The following is a 24,408-nucleotide window of genomic DNA, read 5'->3' as shown; positions in this document are numbered from 1 at the left end:
AAAGGTAAACGCTGTAGCTGTTTTACAATTCATAAATATGTCAAACAATAGACCAATAAATCAGTTGAAGCATGCCATGTCGACTAAAGTCAAATAGGAATTTCTTCTCATTATCCACAGTCTAAAGCCAGTGGCAATTGAAAACATTGTGTCAAAGCTTGATAATGAATTGCCTCCTGTTTTAGCTGGAAGATGAGAATTTAAGAAGATAAATTTTGCTTTAGCCAAAACAAAAAAGCTTAAACATTTCGACTAAAGTCAAATAGGAATTTCTTCTCATTATCCACAGTCTAAAGCTAGTGGCAATTGAAACCTTTGACAAAAAAGATTGATATTCTATGGCCTCCTGATTGAAGTTCTAGCAGAGTCTCCGCAGGGACTCTGCGATGCTAATATCTGGTGAGAAAAGCATTAGAGTTTAGTTCAAAGTCCCCTAGTGGGAGACAATTAACGGATATAAACTATTATATCTGTAATACCAAAACTATTTAAAAATCATTTTGATTGATACTTTTTTGTACTGAATCAGAGGGCGTTAAGATAAAATAAGCATGTGATGATTTATCGTTTATAGTATGTTTTGCATTTATTGCTATAGTAGCATCACTTCTACTACTTTCAAATTTCATAAAGGCACACTTATATTTTTCATCAGATTCAAGTTTTTTAAGAATAGTTGTTTTGGCAAAATCAAGTTTCCATGAAGTCATTTCAAGTATTTTAATATTTTCCGGAATATTCAAATCTGGACCATCGTAAGGGTGATCACCACAGAGCATGGGATATCTTATTTTGTACCCCTTATTTTCCAAAGTTTGAAATAGATCGGAAAGTTGAAACGAAATGCTACCAAAATTCCAAAAATCGGGGGAATAACTAAATTTAAAGTAAGAGACTATTTTTGACAGTTTACCATTTTCAAACGTATATTCTACTTTTGCAATCTTACCACCAACAGAAATACCCTCACTAACTAATGTATAAAATTGATTCGATCTTATTTCTCCTGTTATATTTCTTCCTTCTAAATTTGATACTTGATCAATTGACATCCCCCATTTAAGTTCTCTAAAATCGGCTTGAGCATGTACCACAGAAAAAATAGAAACAAATGAAATAACAAAACAAAATACTTTTATCTTCATTTTTTTATAGAGTAAAAAATTAATTAATAGTTTTAAAGCCATTTTACCTATTGATTCGTTTTTGATTTACGAATTGTTGATCCGAAGAAAAATTAAAATAAATTCATCATGTCCAATAAAAATTACCCTTTCCATTGCAGGAGAGACAAATTTCGCATTTTATATTTGAATCATACCTTCCTTCCTTTGAGCAGATTGAACAATACTCAAATTCATACTTTTCTTCCGAAATATCTATAATTTCATCAGATTTACAAGTTCCACAATACTGATAATACCCTGAACCATGACAAGCTTTGCAAATAGACTTTTCATCATTTCTTGAAAATGTTTTATACTTTTCTTCATTAGGAAGAGATTCCTTTTTTACTTTTTTCTCTTTATCCCAATTGTCTAAGAGATATTTAGCGAAAAATAACCAAAATAAAACAGCAAAAATTATAGATAAAGAATAACATATTCGCTTTGAATTAAATATCTCACAAATTCTTCTTCCTCATCTCCTTCACCGCATAATCAACTGCTCTGGCGGAGAACGCCATGTAGGTTAGTGATGGATTTTGGGTAGAGGTGGAGGTCATACAGGCACCGTCAGTCACAAAAACGTTTTTGCAGGCGTGTAGCTGATTAAAGCCATTCAGCATCGAGGTTTTTGGGTCTTTGCCCATTCTTACGCCGCCCATTTCGTGTATGTCTAGGCCAGCAGGTTGTTTGCTGTCGTTGGCTTTTATGTTTGTAAAGCCCGCCATCGTAAACATCTCCGTCATCTGGTCTATGTAGTCTTTCACCATTTTTTCGTCGTTGTCGTCGTAGTCTACCGATATACGTAGCTGCGGCATGCCAAATGGGTCCTTGAGGTTTTTGTCCAAGGCCACAAAATTGCTTTCTTTCGGTATGGTTTCGCCCATCATGTGCGAGCCTACGCTCCAGTTGCCATATTCTCTTTTGGCTAAATTTTCCTTTAGATTTTCGCCCAAGCCTTCGTTTTTGTTCCACGACATACGGTTGGCTCCAAAACCCGCCGCATAGCCTCTCAAAAAGTCCGTTTCTTGTTTCAGTACGTTTCTGAATCTTGGTATATACGGGCTATTTGGGCGTTTTCCTTCGGTCGTTTTGTCCAAAAATCCTTCGTACTCGCCCGATATTCTGGCTCTGTAGTTATGAAAAGCCACGTATTTGCCCAACACGCCAGAGTCGTTGCCGAGGCCGTTAGGGAAACGTGTCGAGGTGGAGTTCTGCAATATCAGGTTGGTATTGATGGCTGCCGCATTTACAAATATTATCTTGGCATAATACTCCGTCATTTCCTTGGTGTTGGCGTCTATAACCCGCACGCCAGTGGCTTTGCCGAGTTTGTCGTCGTATATGATCGAATGCACCACACTATCAGGTTTCAGGGTCATTTTGCCCGTCTTCATAGCCCACGGAATGGTGGAGGCATTGCTGCTGAAATACCCACCATAAGGACAGCCACGCTCGCAGATGGTGCGGTTTTGGCATTGTGCACGGCCTTGGTCAAAGTGTATCTGATTTGGCTTGGTCAGGTGTGCCGCTCGGCCTATGATTACATGGCGGTCTTTGCCATATTTTTGAGCTACTTTCTGGCTGAAGTAATCCTCCACGCAGTTCATTTCGTGCGGAGGCAAAAACTCGCCGTCGGGTAGGATGTCAAGGCCGTCTTTGTTACCCGATATACCCGCAAATTTCTCCACGTAGCTATACCATGGAGCCATTTCGTCGTACGTCACCGGCCATTCTACCGCATAGCCATCACGTGCCGGTCCTTCAAAATCATACTTGCTCCAGCGTTGTGTTTGGCGAGCCCACAGCAGCGACTTACCGCCTACTTGGTAGCCACGGATCCAGTCAAACGGCTTTTCTTGTACATAAGGATGCTCCTTGTCTTTCACAAAAAACTGCGTAGTGCCTTCATAAAAAGCATAGCATTTGCTGATGATCGGGTTCTCTTTCTTGAAGTCGTAATTCAGCTGTCCACGGTGCTCAAACTCCCACGGCTGAGTCATGGTGGTCGGATAATCCACAATGTGTTTTACATCACGGCCACGCTCCAGTACCAAGGTTTTTAGGCCTTTTTCGCACAATTCTTTGGCAGACCAGCCGCCGCTTATTCCTGAGCCAACTACTATGGCGTCAAAAGTTCTTTTCTTTTTATCGGCTACAAACATGATTATTGCGTTACAGGTACACAGCCGAGGTATCTGCCTGGGGCAAACTCAAACTTGGCGATGTTGGTTAAAAAATATTCTGAAGAAGTATAAGCCTGTACCGACAGCCTCTTGGTGGTGTTAAAAAACCACTTTTGGTCTTTGTCGGAGCTGAGGTTAAGGCCTTGTAGCAAATGCAGCCTTTGTGCCGTCGAGCATTCGTTATAGTTGATGCCGTACAGCAGCTTGCTCACGTCTTCTACCTTGCTCAGCGAATCAGTAAATCGCTTACGATCCTCTGGCGAAAACACATCCGACACCATCAGTTTTACAAACTTGGCTATCTCAAGTGTTTTAGCACCAGGTGTTTGTGTTTCGGGTATGATGGTGTCCGTTAGGTCTTCTAGTAGGTTTGCCTCAGCCGCACTCAATCCCAATACGTCTTTTTTTATGCTTGCTCCCGACCAGCTGTTTGCCCAAGCAGGCAAGGCCATTACGCCCAAAGCTCCCAATCCGAGATTTGAAAAAACCTCTCTTCGTTTCATAGATTTCCTATAATTTGGTTGAATTCCTAAATAATTATAAAATCAAAAAACTCATTAGAAAATCGGCTACAATAAAAGTCGAAGGCGACCCCCGTTGCTTCATACCTATTTCCGATCCTCTGCAAACCTATCTCGATAGGTTTTTCGATGCTCGTCATAGCTATTTTCAAACGGGGCCGAACATTCGGTATCATTTCGCCAGATGGTCAATTGAGCTTTTTGATTTAAAATTATCAATATTTCTTCAAAAAGCTTATTAAATGATTGAATAATTATATTTTCGGCTAAATTTGGTGAAAAATCAGGGTGGCACCTTCCGATAGCTATCGGTAGGGTCGGGCAGACCTGCGGTCGCAAGTTTCGTTCTATCGAACTCACTTGTACTACAAGTCCTCGCGGCTACGCCAGCTGTGGGCTTATCCCTGCTGCAGCAAAACCGTAAAAAACTAGTTCAAACAGGTCAAAGCCCTCGGATACAAAGAAAAAAAATTGAACCTTTGCGTCTTGTCGACTTTGCAAGATCAAAAATTTATGAAAAAATTACTCTTATCACTTAATCTACTCTCCAACCTAGCATTTGCCCAAATCACCGCCCCCAAAAAAGAATGGCGACAGCTTTTTAACGGCAAAAACCTCAAAGGTTGGGACATCAAAATCAGAAACTACGAGCTAAACGATAATTTTGCCAACACATTCAGTGTAAAAGACAAAAAGATAGTGGTCAATTACGACGGCTACGACAAGTTTAACCAACGTTATGGGCATTTGTTTTACAAAGAAAATTTCTCTTATTACAAAATAGCCACCGAGTATCGTTTCGTCGGAAACCAGGCCAACGAAGGCGAAGGTTGGGCATTAAGAAACTCGGGCATCATGGTTCACGGTCAGCCAGCTGCAAGTATGCTCAAAGATCAGGATTTCCCGATATCGATAGAAGTGCAGCTACTGGGCGGTAACAGCGACGGAAAACCAAGAACAACCTGTAACCTTTGCACCCCTGGCACGAATGTAGTGTATGAAGGGAAATTTGATACGAGACATTGTATCAATTCAAAATCAAAGACTTTCGATGGCGACCAGTGGGTGAGAGCAGAGGTAGAAGTTCTGGGCGATTCATTGATTAGACACTATATCAACGGTGAGTTAGTTATGAGCTATGAAAAACCAACCATCGGCGGAGGTGTAGTGAGCGGATTTGACCCAATTTTTAAGCCAGACGGTAAGCCGCTGAATGAGGGAAGTATCTCATTGCAAAGCGAAAGCCACCCGATAGAATTCAGAAAAGTAGAAATACTCAACCTCAAAGGCTGCATGGACCCCAAAGCCAAAAACTACAAAAGCCATTATGTAAAAGAAGATAACGGGGCTTGTAAGTATTGAGGAATTAGCGTTAATTCTGTCAATTTAGAATTTGCCTATAATGAAGGATTTATTGTAGGGTGGTCATGACCACGAAGTGGTCAAATATGAATAGCCCCGAATAAAATTCGGGGAATTGTGAATAATAGCAATCAGCCACGACCCTGAAGGGGTCGAACGTTATTGTTAAAGCAAAAGACACAGAAGGTAATTTTCATACTTTTGTTTTCTAAATTAGAAGAATATATGTTCCTCGAAAACTACCGATTCGAAAAAGACGATTACTATATCAGCACAGATAAAACTCTACTGAATTTTGAGGTTATTCATGGATACCTCAAACGCTCTTATTGGTCTGAAAACATTCCGCTCGAAATCGTCAAAAATGCGGCAAAACATTCGGTTACTTTTGGTATTTATACTTCTGAAAACGTGCAAGTGGGCTATTGCAGAGTAGTTACGGATCAATCTTCTTTTGCATATTTGGCGGATGTTTTTGTGTTGGAAGAACACCGCGGACTTGGTTTGTCGAAGTTTCTGATGGAGTGCATAATGGGAATTCCAGAGTTCAAAAACCTCAGAACTTGGCTATTGGCCACCAACGACGCTCATGGACTTTATCGCCAGTTTGGATTCGATGCCCCCAAATTTCCAGAAAAAATTATGCAGATTTCAAGGCCCGATATATATAAAAATATGGTCGAGTAATTAATTCATAAAAAATTGGGTTTTAAATGCTCAGGAATGACTTTTTGATTGCAAATCGAAAATTTAAAAATTAGTTTTGCACCCAATAAAAATAAGCCCTGAAAACCTATGAAAAAACTTGTACTTCTAGTACTGCTCAATTTCACTTTCTTCAACATTTACGCTCAAGTGGATTCTACCCAAACCACCCAACAAACCTCTGAAGACGAAAAGGAAGAAGGAGACGAAATGCCTTCCACCGAAGAGCGAGAAGCTTTGCCTGAGTGGTATTATTCGTTTGGAGCTGATGGTGTTTACAACTCCGGTAATGTAAATAGGCAATTGCTTACCTTGCGTGCCTCTATAAACTATGAAAAGCCAAAGTCTATTTGGGGTTTTAATACTTCTCCGAAATATCAGTATGGTAGAAACAATAAAATTCTGCAAGAGCGGGAGTTTTATGCAGACTTCAACAATACCTTATTTTATTCACAGTCAGACGTTTATGGATTAGTGTTTGGCTCTTATGAAGAAAGCAATTTGCGAAAAATCAATTCTAGATTTATGCTCGGATTGGGTGTTGGATATAAAATAATTGGTAGCAAAAACCACCCAAATAGTCGTATTAAACTCGGAATTAGTAATGCGTTTTTGAAAGAAAAAACTGATTTTTATACCAGAGAGGATAGAAACATTTGGCGAAATTCTACGAGAGTAAAGCTGAAAGTGGAGTTGATAAAGGACAAATTGTTTTTTAATAATGTTACGTTTTTTCAACCTTCCGTTACGAGTAATTATCTTAGATGGAATGCTTTCTCGCAAATTCAGCTAAAAGTGGCCAAGCATATATCGTTTACGGCAGCTTTGGACAATAGCTTTGAAAATATCAACACCGAAGGCGTGAAAAACACGCAGATAAACGCGATTTTGGGATTTACCTACAGTCAGTCTAATTGATTGATTTTTGGTAAAAAAGAAAGACACGACCAGAATTCTGATCGTGTCTTTTTAGTTTTATTCCTCTTCCTCAGTTTCTTCTGAGCTCTCCTCTTCAGACTCAGCTTCTTCTTCCTCGGCTTCCTCTTCCTCGTACTCTTCTTCTTCGGCTTCTTCCTCCTCAGATTCCTCTTCCTCTTCTTCCTCCTCGTAATCTTCCTCAGACTCTTCTTCAGATTCTTCCTCTTCTTCTTCCTCCTCAGTTTCTTCTTCCTCTTCTTCTTCTTCGTCAGACTCTTCCTCGGACTCCTCGTCCTCTTCGTCAGACTCCTCCTCTTCGTATTCTTCTTCTTCGTCAGACTCTTCCTCGTACTCCTCTTCCTCTAAACCTTCAAACTGACTTTTCTTCTTCCTCAGTTTCTTCTTCCTCTTCTTCGTCTTCGTACGTAATCTTCCTCAGACTCTTCTTCAGATTCTTCCTCCTCTTCTACCTCGTATTCCTCTTCCTCAGTTTCTTCTTCCTCTTCGTATTCGTCTTCAGACTCTTCCTCAGATTCTTCGTCCTCAGTTTCTTCTTCCTCTTCTTCTTCTTCGTCAGACTCTTCCTCGGACTCTTCTTCAGATTCTTCCTCTTCTTCTTCCTCCTCAGATTCCTCTTCCTCTTCTTCCTCCTCGTAATCTTCCTCAGACTCTTCTTCAGATTCTTCCTCTTCTTCTTCCTCCTCATTCCTCTTCCTCTTCTTCCTCCTCGTCTTCCTCAGACTCCTCCTCTTCGTATTCTTCTTCTTCGTCAGACTCTTCCTCGTACTCCTCTTCCTCTAAACCTTCAAACTGACTTTCGTATTCTTCTAATATTTCGTCATATTCGCCATCACCTTCATATTCTAGTTCTTCAAATTCCTCTGGCACTTCTTCGTCATACTCTTCTATTTCTATGCCATCCAGAGGGTCTTCCTCTTCTTCTTCCTCCTCAGATTCCTCTTCCTCTTCTTCCTCCTCGTAATCTTCCTCAGACTCTTCTTCAGATTCTTCCTCCTCTTCTACCTCGTATTCCTCTTCCTCAGTTTCTTCTTCCTCTTCGTATTCGTCTTCAAGCTTCTTCTTCCTCGGCTTCCTCTTCCTCGTACTCTTCTTCCTCTTCTTCTTCCTCCTCAGATTCCTCTTCCTCTTCTTCCTCCTCGTAATCTTCCTCAGACTCTTCTTCAGATTCTTCCTCCTCTTCTACCTCGTATTCCTCTTCCTCAGTTTCTTCTGAGCTCTCCTCTTCAGACTCAGCTTCTTCTTCCTCGGCTTCCTCTTCCTCGTACTCTTCTTCTTCGGCTTCTTCCTCCTCAGATTCCTCTTCCTCTTCTTCCTCCTCGTAATCTTCCTCAGACTCTTCTTCAGATTCTTCCTCTTCTTCTTCCTCCTCAGATTCCTCTTCCTCTTCTTCCTCCTCGTAATCTTCCTCAGACTCTTCTTCAGATTCTTCCTCCTCTTCTACCTTTTATTCCTCTTCCTCAGTTTCTTCTGAGCTCTCCTCTTCAGACTCAGCTTCTTCTTCCTCGGCTTCCTCTTCCTCGTACTCTTCTTCTTCGGCTTCTTCCTCCTCAGATTCCTCTTCCTCTTCTTCCTCCTCGTAATCTTCCTCAGACTCTTCTTCAGATTCTTCCTCTTCTTCTTCTTCTTCGTCAGACTCTTCCTCGGACTCCTCGTCCTCTTCGTCAGACTCCTCCTCTTCGTATTCTTCTTCTTCGTCAGACTCTTCCTCGTACTCCTCTTCCTCTAAACCTTCAAACTGACTTTCGTATTCTTCTAATATTTCGTCATATTCGCCATCACCTTCATATTCTAGTTCTTCAAATTCCTCTGGCACTTCTTCGTCATACTCTTCTATTTCTATGCCATCCAGAGGGTCAAAATTTCCGTAATCGTCTGGTTTATAGTACACAAAATTTTCCCTATTATAACCTCTGCCGTTATCCACTACGGACTTTTTATCTTCTACCCAAGTATCTTCTGATTCTGGGATGGGTGTCGAACGCCCAAAAATCCAACAGTCACCCAAATTGAACTTCGGGTTAATCACATACTCGTAAGGCATGTAGCAATAGCCACCATCTCCCCATTTTTCACCCCAAGAATTTCTTACAATAAACAGTTTGTCTACATCAGAGTATCCCACACATAGCATGGCGTGTAGCCCATGAGCACTTCTTGAAGCTTCGGTAGGTGATGGCATTGGTACCACGCCTTTGTTTTTGTTACAAGTATCAAACGATGGGAAAAGGGCTATGCCGAATACAATCGGATATCCTTCGGCTAAACATCTCTTCCAATCGTCTAGTCTAACTGGTACAAACTTCGTTTTCTCTATTTTAAAGTTTGCCGCCGCTTCAAAAGACTTCTCGTGCGGTTTGGTATTCACTTTGGTTTGATCATAAGGCCAAGTTTCTTCTCTACAAGCACCGATCTTCATCAAACTGTCTACCGCGTACTGAATATGGCTTCCAGAGTCTTTAATTTCTTTGCCTGTTCTAAGACGGGCATTGTAATAAATAAACAGACGACTCACATCAAAAGCTTTTTTAGCCAAATACTTTTTAGCCAAATACTCGTAGGCACCCGCCACCGCATTGGCCGTGCAACTACTCAATCTTTTTTGGTCTTCTACTTGGGTCATGTGAGGGCGTAAATCTACCTTTGGGGGTAGTTTTTGGCCTTTTATGTTTGATGATGCCTTGTATTTTTGAGCACCTGAACTTGGGGTCATGTACGAGTACCCCGAAATCTCACGGTCTTCACCGCCTTGATTTTTGAAACTTAATTCCATGGTTTTGCTTTTGGTGGCTTACCACCATTTTTTGGTTAGAGAATAATAAAATTGGGGGAGCTTACTTGCGGCTCGCAAAGCTATACAATCGAATTTCATTTTGGGTCTTTTAGACAATTACTTTTTTATTTTGTCAGGCGAAACCCATTCGTCCCATTCGCTTCCATAGCCCTCGTATCTGACATAATGCAGACAAGAGAATTTTTTGAGAACACGGGCTTTCATCCACTTCTCGTCGTAGGTGGAATAAACACTTACCAAAGCCCCAACCGAGAAGTCGGATTGGCATTTAAAGGGTTTGGTTCTATTGGCTGCTACCCATTCAAGCTCATTGTTGGTATAGCTATAAAACCTGACATTAAGGCCTTTTGTAGGGTCGGTGGCAGTTACGAATCCCAGATAGTCCTCTCCATCATAATCAACCCAAACATGGTCGCCTATTTTTTTGTCCTTTCGTTTAGGTATTCCATTTGTAATTACCAGATTTTTAAGATTTTGAGGGACATAGTATGCTGCTTTTTGCCCTTCTACGATGGCCATTTCTTGATCGATGTATTGGGCAAGTTCCGTCAGTGTGAGGCTTCCGTTGCTGTCTGTATCCACAAAGTTTTTGCCTTGTAAGCCATACAAAAGAGCATTTGAAAACGTCCAGTTTCCTGTTGACAGATCTTTAGGAACCACGGAGTTCAAAGCCACAAAGTTTTTGGTTTTGTATTTTTGTGCTTCGTCCGCCAAGCCACCAGAGTTGCAGCAGTCGGCCACAAAAAAGGCTGTTTTTCCTGCAAAGTTCAAATCCACAGCTTTTATTATTTCGTTGGCTGTCCAGTCGCCGCCTGAGTAATTGGCAAAGCAAACATTGTTTTTGTCATTGTGATATCCATGACCGCAATAGTAAAAAAACAACTTGTCTTCTTTTTTTGCTTTTTTCAGGAAACTAGCAAAAGTCTTTTTGACCTCTGAGGTTGTAGCTTCTTTGTCTTTTAAATAAACGATGTGGTCTGCGGCAATACCGTTGTCTTGGAAAAACTTCAAGATTTTGGCATCTACTCTTCCTCTTTTATCAAATGAGGCAAATTCATTTTTATCAGACCACTCCAATACCCCCACCATAAAAACCCAAGTGTTCTTATCAAAATACGAAGTGGATTGGGCAAAGGTTTTTCCTGAAATAAAAAAAATGAATAGGAGAAATGTAAGTTTTTTAAAAAATAGAAAGAACTTGTCAGCCTTGTGTTTTAAAGGCGATTTTGCTTCAAAGGTTTGGTACTTCAATTGAATTTTAAAAAATTTCTGACTTCAAAATTATACCAAATTTTATTTTTCACATATTTAGGCCAACTTAATTCACAAAATATTGACTTTACGGTAAGTTTCGGGATTTCTATTCTAAGATTTTCTTTAATTCTGTGTGATATTTCGGAAATGTCGCAAGATTTTTATGGCCACCCCCTTCTATTGTAATCAGTTTACAATCAGATGTTTTGGACAGCCTCAAGCCTGAGCTGTAGGGTACTACTAAATCGCTAGTACCATGGAAAATGGTAATTGGTGAATCCACAGCTTTTATCCATTCATTGCTTGGGAATTTGTACTTCACGAACTTCTGAAAGGGTACAAAAGGCAGCCAAGATTTGCCCACGTCTGCCATATTGTAGTAGGGCGTCTCTAAAATTAGTGCATCAGAGTTTCTATTTTTAGCCACATAAGTAGCCACTCCAGTTCCAAGTGAACGGCCATAAATAATTATTTTCTTTCCAGCATATGTGGCTTTCAATTTATCAAAAAGAAAAACAGCATCTTTTAAAATCACATGCTCTGAAAACCGACCTGAACTTTTGCCAAAACCCTGGTAATCATAGAAAAATACGTCGTAACCAAGTTTTGTAAAATCTGCTGCAAGCCTTCCCCATCTTTGCAGATTGTCGGCATTGCCATGGTTGTAAAAAACTAAACCTTTAGAATTCGTGGCCCTGAATAGCAAGCCATTGATGTAGATATTGCTATCTGGCGAAAAATTGATTTCCTCAAAAGGCTCATCAAATGTATAAACATAGTCTTTGGGCAATTTTACAGGATGCAAAATGACAATATCCTGAAAAAATAATACTATTATGACCAAAAGAAAAGATACAAATATTAGAAATTTCAAGAATTTCAACATTTTTGAGTTTAGGTTTATTAAAACCAATTTTTGCACTAATTTAGGGATTATTTTAAAATCAACCTTAAAGAAACTACCATTCCTAAGTCAAATGAAAACAAAGAGAAATTAATCCTTCTTTGCGTCATAGCGACTTAGCGGTAAAATTAAACGTATGAAATTAATTGCCTCCATTGACCAAGGCACTACCAGCACACGATGTATTTTTTTTGATAAAAAAGGAGAAATCGTTTCAGTCGCCCAAAAAGAACACGAACAGATTTACCCGCAACCTGGCTGGGTAGAACACAACCCAGAAGAAATCTGGAAAAATACGCAAGAAGTGATAGCCCAAGCTCGTATAAAAAAGGGAATCAAAATAGAAAACATCGTTGCTTGCGGTATTACCAATCAAAGAGAAACCGCAGTAGTTTGGAATAAACGCACTGGTAAAGCTTACTACAATGCTTTGGTTTGGCAAGATACCCGTGTGGGAAAAACCGTTGAGAAACTTGAAAAGGAATTCGGAAGCGACTGGATAAGGGCAAAAACTGGCTTGCCTTTGGCTACTTATTTTAGTGGACTAAAAATTCAATGGTTGCTCGAAAACGTGGATGGACTACGTGAAGATGCAGAAAAAGGAGAGGCCATTTTCGGAAACATGGATACCTTTTTGGTCTGGAATCTGACGGGCGGTATCAAAGGAGGCATCCATATCACAGATGTAACCAACGCTTCCAGAACTCAGTTGATGAATCTCGAAACTCAAGCTTGGGACGACGAGATTCTTCAAAAACTGAACATTCCAAAAGCTATGCTACCAGAAATAAAACCTAGTAGCATGAAATATGGCGACATCACTGCAGAACCTATGGCGGGTGTACCGATTGCAGGTATCTTGGGCGACCAACAAGCAGCCTTGGTGGGACAAACTTGTTTCAAGCCCGGCGAAGCCAAAAATACCTATGGCACGGGCTGCTTTATGTTGCTCAATACGGGCGAAAAAGCCATTTCATCTAAGTATGGTTTATTAACTACCGTAGCTTATCAGTTTGAAAATCAACCAGTTCATTTTGCATTAGAAGGTTCTGTGGCCATAGCTGGAGCTTTAGTGCAATGGGTGAGAGACAACCTCGGTTTGATAAAAGAAAGTAGTGAAATTCAGACGCTGGCGGAGGCTGTGGAAGATAACGGAGGGGCTTATTTTGTACCAGCTTTTTCAGGTTTATATGCTCCATATTGGGAAAATACTGCCCGTGGTGTGGTAGCAGGTTTGACTAGGTACGTTAACAAAAATCATATTGCCAGAGCTGTTTTGGAAGCTACGGCTTACCAAACGCTCGATGTTTTAGAAGCGATGGAAAAAGACGCTGGCATAGAAATAACATCACTCAGAGTGGATGGTGGCATGACAGTAAATGAGCTTTTGATGCAGTTTCAGTCAGACATGCTCAAAGTGCCTGTTATTAGGCCAATGATGATTGAAACTACGGCTCTTGGTGCGGCCTATGCTGCTGGTTTGGCAGTGGGTTATTGGGAAAACTTTGATGACTTGATAGCCAACTGGGGTGTGGACAAAACTTGGACTCCGAAAATGGACGATACATTGAGAGACAAGAATTTTAAAGGTTGGAAAAAAGCCATTGAACGTTCATTAAACTGGGAAGACTAAGATGCAAAACAAAATAAAACAAAAATGGGCTAATGGTGAGGCAGTTACCAATGCTTGGATAAGTACTCCAAGTTCATGGTCAGCTGAAATAATGGCCAGTGTGGGTTTTGATGTGATGACCATAGATGCTCAACATGGCTTAGCTCCCGACTTGACCACCATGTTGCCCATGCTCCAAGCTATGGAAGGTAGCGGAACGGTGCCTTTCGTACGATTGCCCGACAACAATGCCGCCTACATAATGCGTATGTTAGACGCTGGTGTTGTGGGTCTGATATGCCCAATGCTCGATACTGCGGAAGAAACTGCTGCATTTGTGAGAGCGGCTAAATATTATCCAAAAGGAAACAGAAGTCTCGGGCCTACCCGCTCAAACGTAGTTTATGGAGAGGATTACGCCAGCCATGCCAACGATTTCACTATAACCCTGGCGATGATAGAAACGCCAGATGCATTGAAAAACATAAGAGAAATGGCTAAAGTGCCTAATTTGGATGGTTTTTATGTTGGACCGTGGGACTTGAGTATGTCATTGGGCTTTAAAAGACTGGCCGATTTTCAGGACCCGAGTTTTTTGGATATTCTAAAAGAAATTTTGGCCGTTGCTACTGAGCATAATCTTGTGGCTGGTATTCATGCGGCTACTCCTCAAAATGCCCGTCTTTTTGCCGACCTAGGCTATAAATTCGTGACGATGATCAACGATTCTTCGGCTCTAAAAGCCATTGCCAAAACAACCCTCGCAGAGTTTGAAGGCTCGGGAGAAAAGGGAAAATTGGGAAGTTATTGAGTTTTTATTTTTCTAAAAGTATTAATGTGGCGAACGTAATCCCTAAATTAATATAAATTTGGGGATTATAATCGAAATATTTATATGAATTTGGGGATTAGGAAATTTATTTTTATACATTTGTGTATAAAATTGTTGCAAATTGATAGACAGAACAATTGCCCATTTAATAGATGAGAGGATGTTTTCGGGGAAAACCATCCTACTAATGGGTGCAAGACAAGTGGGCAAAACTACATTGCTCAAAAAACTACAAGATAAAAACAACCTTCCAACGCTTTTCTTAAATGCTGATTTACCAATTGTAAGGGAAAGACTTACTAACGTAGGTGTAGAGGATTTAAGGACATTTTTGGGAGATTCTAAGATTGTTATCATTGATGAGGCCCAAAGGATTAAAAACATTGGCTTGACACTAAAAGTCATTCATGAAAACTTTCCAGATGTACAATTAATAGCCACGGGATCTTCAGCTTTGGAACTGGCTAATGAAATAAACGAACCGCTGACTGGCCGCAAGTGGGAATTTCAGATGTTTGCCATCAGCTGGAAAGAATTGGTGAATAGCAGCAATTATTTTGAGGCATTTGATCAGCTTGAAAGTAGGCTACTATTTGGAATGTATCCAGCTGTTTTGAACAATAAAGGTCAGGAACGAGAAATACTGAACGAACTGTCTAGCAGCTATTTATACAAAGATTTGTTGTCATATCAAGGAATAAGAAAACCTCAGATTATAGAGAAATTGTTGACGGCTTTGGCGTTTCAAGTTGGGAGTGAAGTATCTTATAATGAACTCAGTAGGACTTTAGAAATAGATAAAGCTACTGTTGAGAATTATATCAGTTTACTTGAAAAAGCTTTTGTGATCTTTCGCTTGCAAGCGTTTAGTCGAAATCTAAGAAATGAAATAAACACTTCAAGAAAAATTTATTTTTATGACAATGGAATCCGAAATGCCATTATTGATAATTTCAATCCAATAGGTCTGAGAACAGACATCGGTGCTCTATGGGAGAATTTCTTAATAAGTGAAAGAATCAAGAAAAATCAGAATGAGAGAGTATTCGCCAAAAACTACTTCTGGAGAAATCACGCCCAACAAGAAATAGATTACATAGAGGAAGGTGATGGAAAAATAAGTGCTTTCGAATTTAAATGGAATCCCAAAGCCAAATCCAAGTTTCCGAATTCTTTTCTCGAAACTTATTCGCCCGAAAAAACAATGGTTGTTTCAAAAGAAAATTTTCATGAATTTATTTAATCTGGCGAACGTAATCCCCGAATTAATATAAATTTGGGGATTATAATCTCCAAATTTAGTATTTCTTCTTGAAACCACCTTTGCTTTGTGGTTTTTTAGCGTTGCTCTTTGGTTTAGTTTTTGGAGCTTTTTCCTTGGCTTTCTCTTTGGCTTTTGCTTGAGCTTCTCTGAGTTTTATAAACTTCTGATTCTTTTCTGATTTTTCGTGGAACGCTCCCTTAAAATCAGGGTCTTCTTTTTTGCGTTGCTCATCCATTTCACGGAGCATCGCTTGGCTTTCTTCAAACTCCGTTTCTTCTATTCGTACTTGCGTTGGAAGCTCTAAAATGGGCACTGTAGTGCGTATAATCTTCTGAATTTTGTTCAAATGATATTCCTCCGAAGGCAACAAAAACGTGATAGCTTCGCCTTCTAATTTTGCTCGGCCCGTGCGTCCAATTCTGTGTACGTAATCTTCATAAATGAGCGGCACATCAAAGTTTATCACGTGGCTCACAGCGTTTACATCTATGCCTCTTGCCGCTACGTCAGTCGATACCAAAACCTTGATTTTGCCTCCACGGAAGTCCTCTACTGCATTTATTCGGGTATTTTGTCCTTTGTTGGCGTGTATTACTCTAACACTGTTTGCACCTAGAACCTTTCTTTCTAAAAACTTAAAGACGTTGTCAGCCACGGTTTTGGTTCTACAAAAAACCATCGCTCTGGTTATGACGTCGGAGTCGAGCAAATAGCCCAAAAGATTAATTTTGGTCTTAAAATTGGGCACATGATACACGCTCTGGGTAATCGTGCTGGCAGCCGTTGCCGATGGTGTAATTTCTATTTTTAAAGGATCTTCAAGAAACTCTTCTGAAAGTTTTTCTACCCTAGGTTGGAATGTTGCCGAAAACAAAAGGTTCTTCCTTTTGCGTGGTATAACTTCCAATATTCTGCGAATCTGTGGCATAAAACCCATATCCATCATTTTGTCGGCTTCATCGAGTACCAAATATTGAAGACTTTTGGTGTTAATTTCCCCCAAAAGATACAAATCCATGAATCTGCCAGGTGTGGCTACTATGATGTCTATCCCTTTTTTGAGGGTTTCTATTTGTGTTTTTGGCCCTAAGCCGCCAAATAGTGCCACATGTCGTATGTCTGTATACTTGGCAAGTTCAACGATGGCCGCATCAATTTGCATCACCAATTCACGTGTTGGGGCGAATATTATGCAGCGGGCATCTTTGCCTTGAGCATATTTGATTTTCATCAAAATCGGCAACAAGTAGGCCGCTGTTTTACCGGTACCTGTTTGGGCAATTCCCAGCACATCGTGACCTGCTAATATTAAAGGAATAGCCTTGTCTTGAATCTCACTGGGCTCTGTATAACCCATGTCTTCCACAGCCATGAGAAGCTGTTTGTTGAGGTCAAATTTCTTGAAGGTGTTTTCCATAATGTACAATTTGAGTGCAAAGATACCCAAGAAGGGAGGTTAAAACAGTTTTTTCTTACCGTAAAATAATTTCGGGATGTAATCTTAGGATTAACAATCAGTTTTTTAGTAATATTATTTGCAAATTCTAAAACCATACTGAAATGCAAAAACTTCTTTTTTTGATTGTGATGTTTGCCTTACAAAAAACCTCTGCACAATCATTTTTAAACCTAGACATCGGGAATTCTATACTTTTACGACCAAATCTTGGCTATGAGTATCGTTGGAAAAATAAGGCAATTGGTGGAAACATTAGGTGGCAAAGAAATGTATTTGTTTGGATTTCAGAGTGGCCTAGTTTGCCCACAGTTTCAGGATTAAATGTAGATTTAATTTATAGAAAACTTTATAGAAAGCATTTTTTTGCAGAAACAGGTACAAGATTTACTAGGTTTGAAGCACCGATGACCTTGTATGGTTGGCGTATTGTCAGTTTATATAATTCCAAAAATAAAGTTGAACCATTTGTAAAGATTGGTTTAAATACCAATAGAAATAAGAAGTTGCAACTGGATTTTGGTATTGGGCTGGGAAGTGTCTTTTCAAATCAAAGCCTAGAATTAAATATGGACGAATTTCAAGAAGTCTTTGTTAAGCTCAAACCAGATGAGAAAATTGAAGATTATTTTACGAAACCAAAAGATATTATAATTTCAATCGCTCCACATGCACAGTTAAGACTTTTTTATAGAATTAGGAAGTAAGCTCATATACCTAGAACCATTTTGCCAAATACTTCGATATTTTTGTAAAAAATGGTTTGAATTTGCCAAAACTCCGCAAAATAATACACATCGACATGGATGCATTTTTTGCTTCTGTGGAGCAGCGTGACAACCCTGAGTTGCGAGGCAAACCTGTGGCTGTAGGTGGAAGTGCAGAACGTGGCGTAGTGGCAGCAGCCAGTTATGAGGCTCGAAAATTTGGTGTAAAATCGGCCATGCCTTCCAAAACAGCCAAGCGTCTGTGCCCTTCTTTGATTTTTGTAAAGCCTAGGTTTGACGCCTATAAACAAGTCTCTTTGCAGATTCGTGAGATTTTTGCTGAATATACTGATCTCATAGAACCGCTTTCGCTCGATGAAGCATATTTAGATGTTACCGAAAACAAAAAAGGAATAGAAACCGCCACTCAAATAGCGATAGAAATTCGGCAGAAGATTTTTGAAAAAACACAACTGACGGCTTCGGCAGGTATTTCTTTTAATAAATTTTTAGCAAAAACGGCTTCGGACATCAACAAACCCAACGGGCAATGTGTGATAAAACCCAGCCAGGCGGAGGCTTTTGTGGAGACTTTGCCCATTCATAGATTTTATGGAATCGGAAAGGTTACTGCCGAAAAAATGAAAGCCATGGGTATAAATTCCGGAAAGGAACTAAAGGAACAATCTCAAGAGTTTTTGGTGAAAAATTTCGGTAAAGTTGGTAAATATTATTTCGAAATAGCTCGTGGACAGGACCATAGAGAAGTGGTGGCCGAACGTGAAACAAAGTCAGTTAGCGTTGAGAATACTTTCACGCAAGACCTAGAATTGGTCTCAGAAATTTATGGAGATCTCTACAGACTTGCTGAGTCACTTTTGGTCAGAACCCAAAAGCACAATTTGGTGGGTAAAACGCTGACTATAAAAATTAAGTATGCTGATTTTGAATCTATTACAAGAAGTAAGACGATTGAAAATGGTTATTTTCAGAAAGAAGAAATAAACAAAACAATTGATTATTTGGTAGAAAATCTAATGCCCTTTCCAAAGGGAATCAGGCTTTTGGGGCTTGGAGTGTCAAATTTTCTAGACGAAAAAACCGAAACAGGTAAACAATTGAATCTAGAATTCTAAAAAGCAAAAGTCTGCTCGTTGAAGCAGACTTTTAAATATTAATTTCTTGATGCCAATGTTTGTGTCCATCCAAGTTTGTGTCCTCACAAACTTGAACATTTTAAACTTTCACTTTCTCCAAATCAAACAAATCGTTCAATACGTCTATAAGCGTATCGGCTTCTCCACGCTTACAAGCGGCCTTGAGTTGGAGTACAGGTAATTTTATGATTTTCTGCATCATCGCCGCAGTTACTTTGTCCATTTTTTCTGCTTCTTCAGCACTCATGGTTTTCAAAAACCTAGACATTTCGTCTTGACGTATCTGCTCCAAAGCATTTTTGAGTTTTTGTATCGTTGGCGATACCATCATTTCCTTTGACCAATTGGCCACTTCTGACACCATTTCAGCTATAATAGCCTTAACCTGAGGTATAGCAGCCTTCCTTTTTTCCAAAGCTTCATCTGATCGTTTTTGTATTTCGTCCAAACCATACAAAACCACGCCAGGAATGTTTTCAACCTCTGACTCTATGCTCCTTGGCACAGAAAGATCGAATAAATATGTAATTGATTTCTTCTTGGCTAAATACGACGTTTTTACAATTGGTGCTTCAGCCCTTACCGATGATACGACCACGTCGAAGTTTTGTAGTTGTTCAGCTAAAGAAGTATAATCCAATACCTGCATTTCGAAAGATTGAGCCAATTCTACGGCTTTCTCTTTTGTTCTATTACAAACACTTACATTCTTTATTCCTTTCTCAAACAAGGTCTTGGCTATGTCTTCACCAATTTCGCCTAGCCCCAAAACCAAAATACTCGGGTTGGCTAACATCGGTAGGAAACTCTCCATTAAATCTACCGTAACATAGCTGGTTGATGCCGCTCCATCTCTAAACGAAGTCTCTTGTACCAGTCTTTTGTTCGCATAAAAAACCGTGTGAAGTACTCTGTGTACAAATGGTCCAGCCATTTGCATGTCCGCTGACCACTGATAGGCGTTCTTCACTTGATTGATTATCTGTTGATCACCAATTACTTGTGATTGTAAGCCAAGAGCCACCTCAAAAAGGTAGTTGGTAGCATCAGATTCCTCATTGATTATTTCAAAATATTCTTCAATGTCTGAAGAAGAAACTCCTTTATTAATGGCCAAAAGTTTAATGACCTCCGAAGAAATGTCGGAGTCTGACTTGAAATATACCTCTGTGCGGTTACAAGTGGATATTACCAAAGCCTCAGCTATTCCAAAAACCTCTTTAAGTTTCAAATAAAACGCCTTTGTCTCGCTTTCGTCCAAAGCCAAACGTTCCCTTATCTGAAGGGGTGCTTTTTTGTAAGAAATTGAAACTACTCTAAAACTCTCGCTCATTACCTTTTATTTGAAAAAAATTTTATGCAAAAATACGCCCTAGCAACCCTATATTTGTTATGACGATAAGCAGTTTTTGTAATTTAGAATTTTTCTAAATTAATATTTCCTGCCTTCAATCATGTATAACTACGGTAAAGTTTGGAGTTTAGATTCATATACCGAATAATATTAACCAAAAACCGAAGAATATAATTTAGAATTTGGATGAAAAGTAATAGACTCTTTCATGATTTATATGTAAATATTTCCACAAAGCGACTGATAATCACTGCATTGTTGCTTGTTCTTGTGTTGGGTTTGTTGTTTTATTTCAACGAAGTCAGAAAATCTCTTGAAGACAGAGAGGAAAAATATGCTCAACTATACGCCGAAAGTATAAGGTTCACCATCGAGCAAGACCCCGAAAGTGACTGCGACTATACTTTTGTAGAGGAGGTATTATCGGCCAACGAAACCGTTCCCACTATTCTAGTAACGGGTGGAAGCCCCATGGATTACAGAAATATTCCTGAGCTTGACGACTCCACCCGGAAGTTTACAGCAGACAAAAAACTGAAGTATTTACTGTCCAAAATGGACGAAATGAAAGCCGAACATACGCCTATAGAATTCATTGTCGGCAAAGACAAAGGCTATGTATATTATAGCAATTCCACCATTGTGACGCAGCTTCGTTACTTTCCTTATATACTGATTGTCACCTTTTTAATCTTCGGTTCGTTAGCATTTATAGCCTATTCGTCTTCTCGAAAAGCCGAACAAAATAGAGTTTGGGTAGGTCTAGCCAAAGAAACCGCTCATCAACTGGGTACGCCAATTTCGGGCCTTATGGGTTGGATTGAAGTGCTGAAGATTAATCCCGATTTTGACAATTCCATTGGGGAGGAGATGTTGAAGGATATTTCGAGGCTCGAGACCATCACCAATCGTTTCTCTAACATAGGTTCTGAGCCAACCATGAAAGAGGAAAATGTGGGCGAACTGATTGAAACTACGGTGGAATATCTGAAAAAACGGATTTCTACCAAAATAAATTGGTCTCTAAAAAACAATCTAGACAAACCTTACATACACAAAATAAACAAAAATCTAATAGAATGGGTGGTAGAGAATCTTTGTAAAAATGCGGTGGATGCCATGGGTGGAATCGGAAATCTGGCCATAGAGATGAACTATAATCAAGCAGGAAAACTCGCCGTAGACATCACTGATACTGGTAAAGGAATGACCAATGCCATTCAAAGGAAAGTTTTTAATCCAGGCTTTTCTACCAAGAAACGCGGCTGGGGGCTTGGGCTAACTCTGGCAAAAAGGATAATTGAGACATACCACGGTGGTCAGATATATGTGTTGAAGTCTGAGGTGGGCAAAGGCACCACTTTCAGAATTATTCTTTAAAAAATGCCTAATTTTGTTTATTATTATACGTTATTCAATGAATGTTATTTCTAAGCAAAAATTAATGTTTAGGTAATGCTATTTTTCGGAAATTTGCAAAATATTATATCCCAAAATTTAAAGATTTAAAAATACAAAATGGGTAGTGTTACAGAAGGTGTAGTGTCGTTTTTTAAGGATTTGCTTGACTTCAACATGGAAAGCGAATACAAATATAATCCCACCATAAAAGATCAAAAATCCGACAATAACATTGAGAAATCTAACTTTATCAGCCGGGATTTAAGTTGGATGAAATTCAACGAGCGAGTGTTGGATCAGGTTAGAAAAACAGACTTGAATATATTTGAAAAGCTCAAGTTTATGGCCATCACGGCGTCAAATCTCGACGAGTTCATGGCCGTTCGACTCGGAAGTTTGTATAATTATATTGACTACGATAAAGAAAGAGTAGACTACTCGGGTTTGCGAGAGGTTCAGTTCAGAAAAGTTCTTCTAAATCACATAAAACGGTTTATTGACGAGCGTAATCGTATTTTTAGAGAAGATTTAGAACCCACTTTCGAGAAGAATGGATTTAGAATCATAAAATACAACAACCTCAATGAGAAGCAATTAGACGAAGTTACGGACTTTTTTGAGAACACCGTGTATCCGATGCTCACGCCAATGGTTTGCGATCACACCCACGCTTTCCCGAACCTCTTGGCCAAAAGCTTGATACTGGGAATTGTTTCCATAGAGCAACAAACCACGCTTTTTCCTGAAACCGAAGACAATAAAAAACTCTCATTTGTTCAAATACCATCTAATCTACCCAAGTTCTACGAGTTTGAAAGTGAAGACTCAGTAGATTTCTTGCCAACGGAAGAGATTATCAGAAACCAAATCGGGAAGCTCTATAAAAATGTAACCATTGAGTCGGTTGACCTCTTTAGGATTGTCCGAAACGGCGACTTTACAATCGACGAAAACGACGATGTAGATGCTGACTTTGTGGACGAAGTGAAGGAAAAAATCAGGAGTCGCCAGGCGGGTAGGGTGGTAGGATTGGTAATAGAGACTCGTCCGTCGGAATATTTGATGGAAATTTTGAAGAAGAAATGGGAGATTGATAAGTATAATATCCATGTAAACAATGAGTTAATGGATTATACACGTCTATGGCAAATCGTCAATCATGCCGAATTTAAGCCGCTATTGCCTCCATCTCCAAGCACTTTGACAGCCCTAAACTTCAATAGAGAACTCAATATATTTGATGCTATAAAGGAAAACGACATCCTGTTGCATCATCCGTACAACAGTTTTGAGCCCGTTCTCAACCTTCTGGAAAAGGCGGCGGATGACCCCAATGTATTGTCTATAAAACTGACTATTTATAGATTGGCCAAAAACTCACGGATAACCTCGGCTTTGCTTAGAGCTGCCGAAAATGGCAAGCACGTATCGGCTCTTTTTGAGATAAAAGCCCGTTTTGACGAAGAAAATAACATCAGAGAAGCAGAAAAACTACAGAAAGCAGGTTGTTTTGTTATATACGGCATAGGTTGGCTTAAAACCCACACCAAATTGATGCTTATTGTAAGAAAAGAAGGGCCAAAAGTGATGCAGTACGCTCACCTCGCGAGTGGAAACTACAATGAGGATACTTCAAAACTCTACACCGATATTGGGCTTTTGACTGCTAATCAGGACTATACCAAAGACATTGCGGAGTTTTTTAATGTAATTACGGGTCATTCGCAACCTTCGGGTTATAAGAACCTTATAACGTCGCCAAAAAATATGCGTAACTCGTTGATTGAGCAAATCAGAAACGAAGCCAACAATGCAGCTAAGGGACTTCCGGCCGGCATTTGTTTCAAAGTCAACTCCTTGGAAGACAAAGACATCATAGAGGAATTATACGCGGCATCGAATAAAGGGGTTAAAATAGAGCTTATAGTTAGAGGAATCTGCTGTTTGAGACCAGGGCGTAAGGGCCTAAGTGAAAACATTAGGGTGAGATCTTTGGTAGGTAACTATCTCGAACACGCCCGCATCATTTACTTCCATAATCAAGGCCAGCCAAGAGTTTACGGTGGAAGTGCAGATATGATGGTGAGAAGTTTTGACAAACGGATAGAATCACTCTTTGAGTTTATCAATGAAGATATCAAGCGTCATCTTATAAATATCTTAAAGGTAAACTTGCTTGACAACTGTAACGCCTATGTTTTGCAAGAAAACGGTGAGTATCAAACCATCAGAGAAACTGAAAATCAGATAAATATTCATACATATTTCTTTGACAAAGAAAAACAAAGCATCAACCAAGGCGATTTGTTTTAAGATAAAATCTGATCGGATAATGTTGTAGTCCTTTCTATAAGAAGTAAAACAATTTTCCTAAATTGTGAATTCAGTTTGGTTTAAAGAACAAACCGGTTAAACAAAACTACGGTCAGACCGCTAGGTCAGACCTGAAAATGCAGCAAGGTCTATTAAAATGATTTAAATTTTTAGCATGTAAAACCTGCATTTCTCCACAACGATGGTGGAACAATCCTTGAGCCGATAGAATTATCGTTAGGTCAAAAGAGAGCTAGTAAACAGTTCATTTTTGAATAGTTTTTTTATTCGCCACCTTCTCTTTGTGTATTTGCTCATTTTTAGCATTATGATGTCGTACGAGAAAAACTATTCCTATCGCGAAAATTATAAAAAATAAATAGACCCACTTTAAAGGTGTTTTGAAAACCATATCTATATAAGTTGGTAAACCATTTTCTTCAAGGTCTCTGTCAGATGGGTATCTCCACATATCTTAAATTTG

The 24,408-nt window shown here is 39.5% G+C and carries 20 protein-coding genes; 10 read left to right on the top strand and 10 right to left on the bottom strand.

Annotated features, from left to right (window positions below):
- Positions 1-488 precede the first annotated feature (488 nt).
- From EGI31_RS11690 to EGI31_RS11680, 3 genes are all read right to left on the bottom strand, one after another.
- Positions 489-1,187 (bottom strand): hypothetical protein, encoded by a 699-nt coding sequence (locus EGI31_RS11690; RefSeq protein ID WP_255037416.1) that lies wholly within the window; start codon positions 1,185-1,187, stop codon positions 489-491.
- A 437-nt stretch (positions 1,188-1,624) separates the two neighbouring features.
- Complete coding sequence (locus EGI31_RS11685) at positions 1,625-3,331, bottom strand: GMC oxidoreductase (protein ID WP_255037415.1); 1,707 nt, start codon at positions 3,329-3,331, stop codon at positions 1,625-1,627.
- A gap of 2 nt (positions 3,332-3,333) precedes the next feature.
- Positions 3,334-3,855, bottom strand: coding sequence for a gluconate 2-dehydrogenase subunit 3 family protein (locus EGI31_RS11680; RefSeq protein ID WP_255037414.1), 522 nt, complete (start codon positions 3,853-3,855; stop codon positions 3,334-3,336).
- A gap of 531 nt (positions 3,856-4,386) precedes the next feature.
- Here EGI31_RS11680 and EGI31_RS11675 point away from each other — a divergent pair.
- The 3 genes from EGI31_RS11675 (at position 4,387) to EGI31_RS11665 (ending at position 6,858) form a co-directional block, all read left to right on the top strand.
- Complete coding sequence (locus EGI31_RS11675; protein ID WP_255037413.1) at positions 4,387-5,235, top strand: 3-keto-disaccharide hydrolase; 849 nt, start codon at positions 4,387-4,389, stop codon at positions 5,233-5,235.
- 225 nt (positions 5,236-5,460) lie between these two features.
- On the top strand, positions 5,461-5,922 hold the full coding sequence (locus EGI31_RS11670; protein WP_255037412.1) for a GNAT family N-acetyltransferase: 462 nt from the start codon (positions 5,461-5,463) through the stop codon (positions 5,920-5,922).
- Positions 5,923-6,030: 108 nt separating this feature from the next.
- Entirely contained in the window at positions 6,031-6,858 is an 828-nt protein-coding gene (locus EGI31_RS11665; protein WP_255037411.1) for a DUF481 domain-containing protein, read from the top strand.
- 466 nt (positions 6,859-7,324) lie between these two features.
- On the opposite strand, the gene EGI31_RS11660 is transcribed toward EGI31_RS11665, so the two are convergent.
- The 5 genes from EGI31_RS11660 to EGI31_RS11640 all read right to left on the bottom strand — a co-directional run bounded on the left by EGI31_RS11660 (position 7,325) and on the right by EGI31_RS11640 (position 11,810).
- Positions 7,325-7,564: a hypothetical protein gene (locus EGI31_RS11660; protein WP_255037410.1), complete on the bottom strand. Its 240-nt coding sequence runs from the start codon at positions 7,562-7,564 to the stop codon at positions 7,325-7,327.
- Positions 7,561-7,746 (bottom strand): hypothetical protein, encoded by a 186-nt coding sequence (locus EGI31_RS11655; RefSeq protein ID WP_255037409.1) that lies wholly within the window; start codon positions 7,744-7,746, stop codon positions 7,561-7,563. Before EGI31_RS11655 ends, EGI31_RS11660 begins: the two co-directional genes overlap by 4 nt.
- 577 nt (positions 7,747-8,323) lie before the next feature.
- Positions 8,324-9,649 (bottom strand): C1 family peptidase, encoded by a 1,326-nt coding sequence (locus tag EGI31_RS11650; RefSeq protein ID WP_255037408.1) that lies wholly within the window; start codon positions 9,647-9,649, stop codon positions 8,324-8,326.
- Positions 9,650-9,766: 117 nt separating this feature from the next.
- The gene (locus tag EGI31_RS11645; RefSeq protein WP_255037407.1) at positions 9,767-10,921 is read right to left on the bottom strand and encodes a caspase family protein; all 1,155 of its coding nucleotides are present in this window, start codon (positions 10,919-10,921) and stop codon (positions 9,767-9,769) included.
- Between the two features lie 109 nt (positions 10,922-11,030).
- Positions 11,031-11,810, bottom strand: a complete 780-nt coding sequence (locus EGI31_RS11640) for an alpha/beta hydrolase (protein ID WP_255037406.1) — start codon at positions 11,808-11,810, stop codon at positions 11,031-11,033.
- A gap of 154 nt (positions 11,811-11,964) precedes the next feature.
- Here EGI31_RS11640 and glpK point away from each other — a divergent pair, with 154 nt between their 5' ends.
- From glpK to EGI31_RS11625, 3 genes are all read left to right on the top strand, one after another.
- A complete protein-coding gene (gene glpK, locus EGI31_RS11635; RefSeq protein WP_255037405.1) occupies positions 11,965-13,461 on the top strand; it encodes a glycerol kinase GlpK in 1,497 nt (498 codons plus the stop codon).
- 1 nt (position 13,462) lies between these two features.
- Positions 13,463-14,251 carry an HpcH/HpaI aldolase family protein gene (locus EGI31_RS11630; protein ID WP_255037404.1) on the top strand — a complete coding sequence of 263 codons (789 nt, stop codon included), beginning with the start codon at positions 13,463-13,465 and terminating at the stop codon, positions 14,249-14,251.
- A 142-nt stretch (positions 14,252-14,393) separates the two neighbouring features.
- On the top strand, positions 14,394-15,515 hold the full coding sequence (locus tag EGI31_RS11625; RefSeq protein ID WP_255037403.1) for an ATP-binding protein: 1,122 nt from the start codon (positions 14,394-14,396) through the stop codon (positions 15,513-15,515).
- 55 nt (positions 15,516-15,570) lie between these two features.
- On the opposite strand, the gene EGI31_RS11620 is transcribed toward EGI31_RS11625, so the two are convergent.
- Entirely contained in the window at positions 15,571-16,953 is a 1,383-nt protein-coding gene (locus tag EGI31_RS11620; RefSeq protein ID WP_255037402.1) for a DEAD/DEAH box helicase, read from the bottom strand.
- Positions 16,954-17,096: 143 nt separating this feature from the next.
- Here EGI31_RS11620 and EGI31_RS11615 point away from each other — a divergent pair, with 143 nt between their 5' ends.
- Complete coding sequence (locus EGI31_RS11615; protein WP_255037401.1) at positions 17,097-17,699, top strand: hypothetical protein; 603 nt, start codon at positions 17,097-17,099, stop codon at positions 17,697-17,699.
- A 56-nt stretch (positions 17,700-17,755) separates the two neighbouring features.
- Positions 17,756-18,835, top strand: coding sequence for a DNA polymerase IV (dinB, locus tag EGI31_RS11610; RefSeq protein ID WP_374760683.1), 1,080 nt, complete (start codon positions 17,756-17,758; stop codon positions 18,833-18,835).
- A 100-nt stretch (positions 18,836-18,935) separates the two neighbouring features.
- Here dinB and hemA read toward each other — a convergent pair whose 3' ends face one another.
- On the bottom strand, positions 18,936-20,189 hold the full coding sequence (gene hemA, locus EGI31_RS11605; RefSeq protein ID WP_255037400.1) for a glutamyl-tRNA reductase: 1,254 nt from the start codon (positions 20,187-20,189) through the stop codon (positions 18,936-18,938).
- 207 nt (positions 20,190-20,396) lie between these two features.
- Here hemA and EGI31_RS11600 point away from each other — a divergent pair, with 207 nt between their 5' ends.
- Positions 20,397-21,590, top strand: coding sequence for a sensor histidine kinase (locus tag EGI31_RS11600; protein ID WP_255037399.1), 1,194 nt, complete (start codon positions 20,397-20,399; stop codon positions 21,588-21,590).
- Positions 21,591-21,728: 138 nt separating this feature from the next.
- Positions 21,729-23,924, top strand: coding sequence for a polyphosphate kinase 1 (gene ppk1, locus EGI31_RS11595; RefSeq protein WP_255037398.1), 2,196 nt, complete (start codon positions 21,729-21,731; stop codon positions 23,922-23,924).
- The last annotated feature ends 484 nt before the right edge of the window (positions 23,925-24,408 follow it).

Source organism: Lacihabitans soyangensis, from assembly GCF_024343775.1.
GTDB classification, from domain to species: Bacteria; Bacteroidota; Bacteroidia; order Cytophagales; family Spirosomataceae; genus Leadbetterella; species Leadbetterella soyangensis.
Note: the sequence above shows the minus strand (reverse complement) of the source record. Positions and strands in the feature narration are given on the sequence as shown.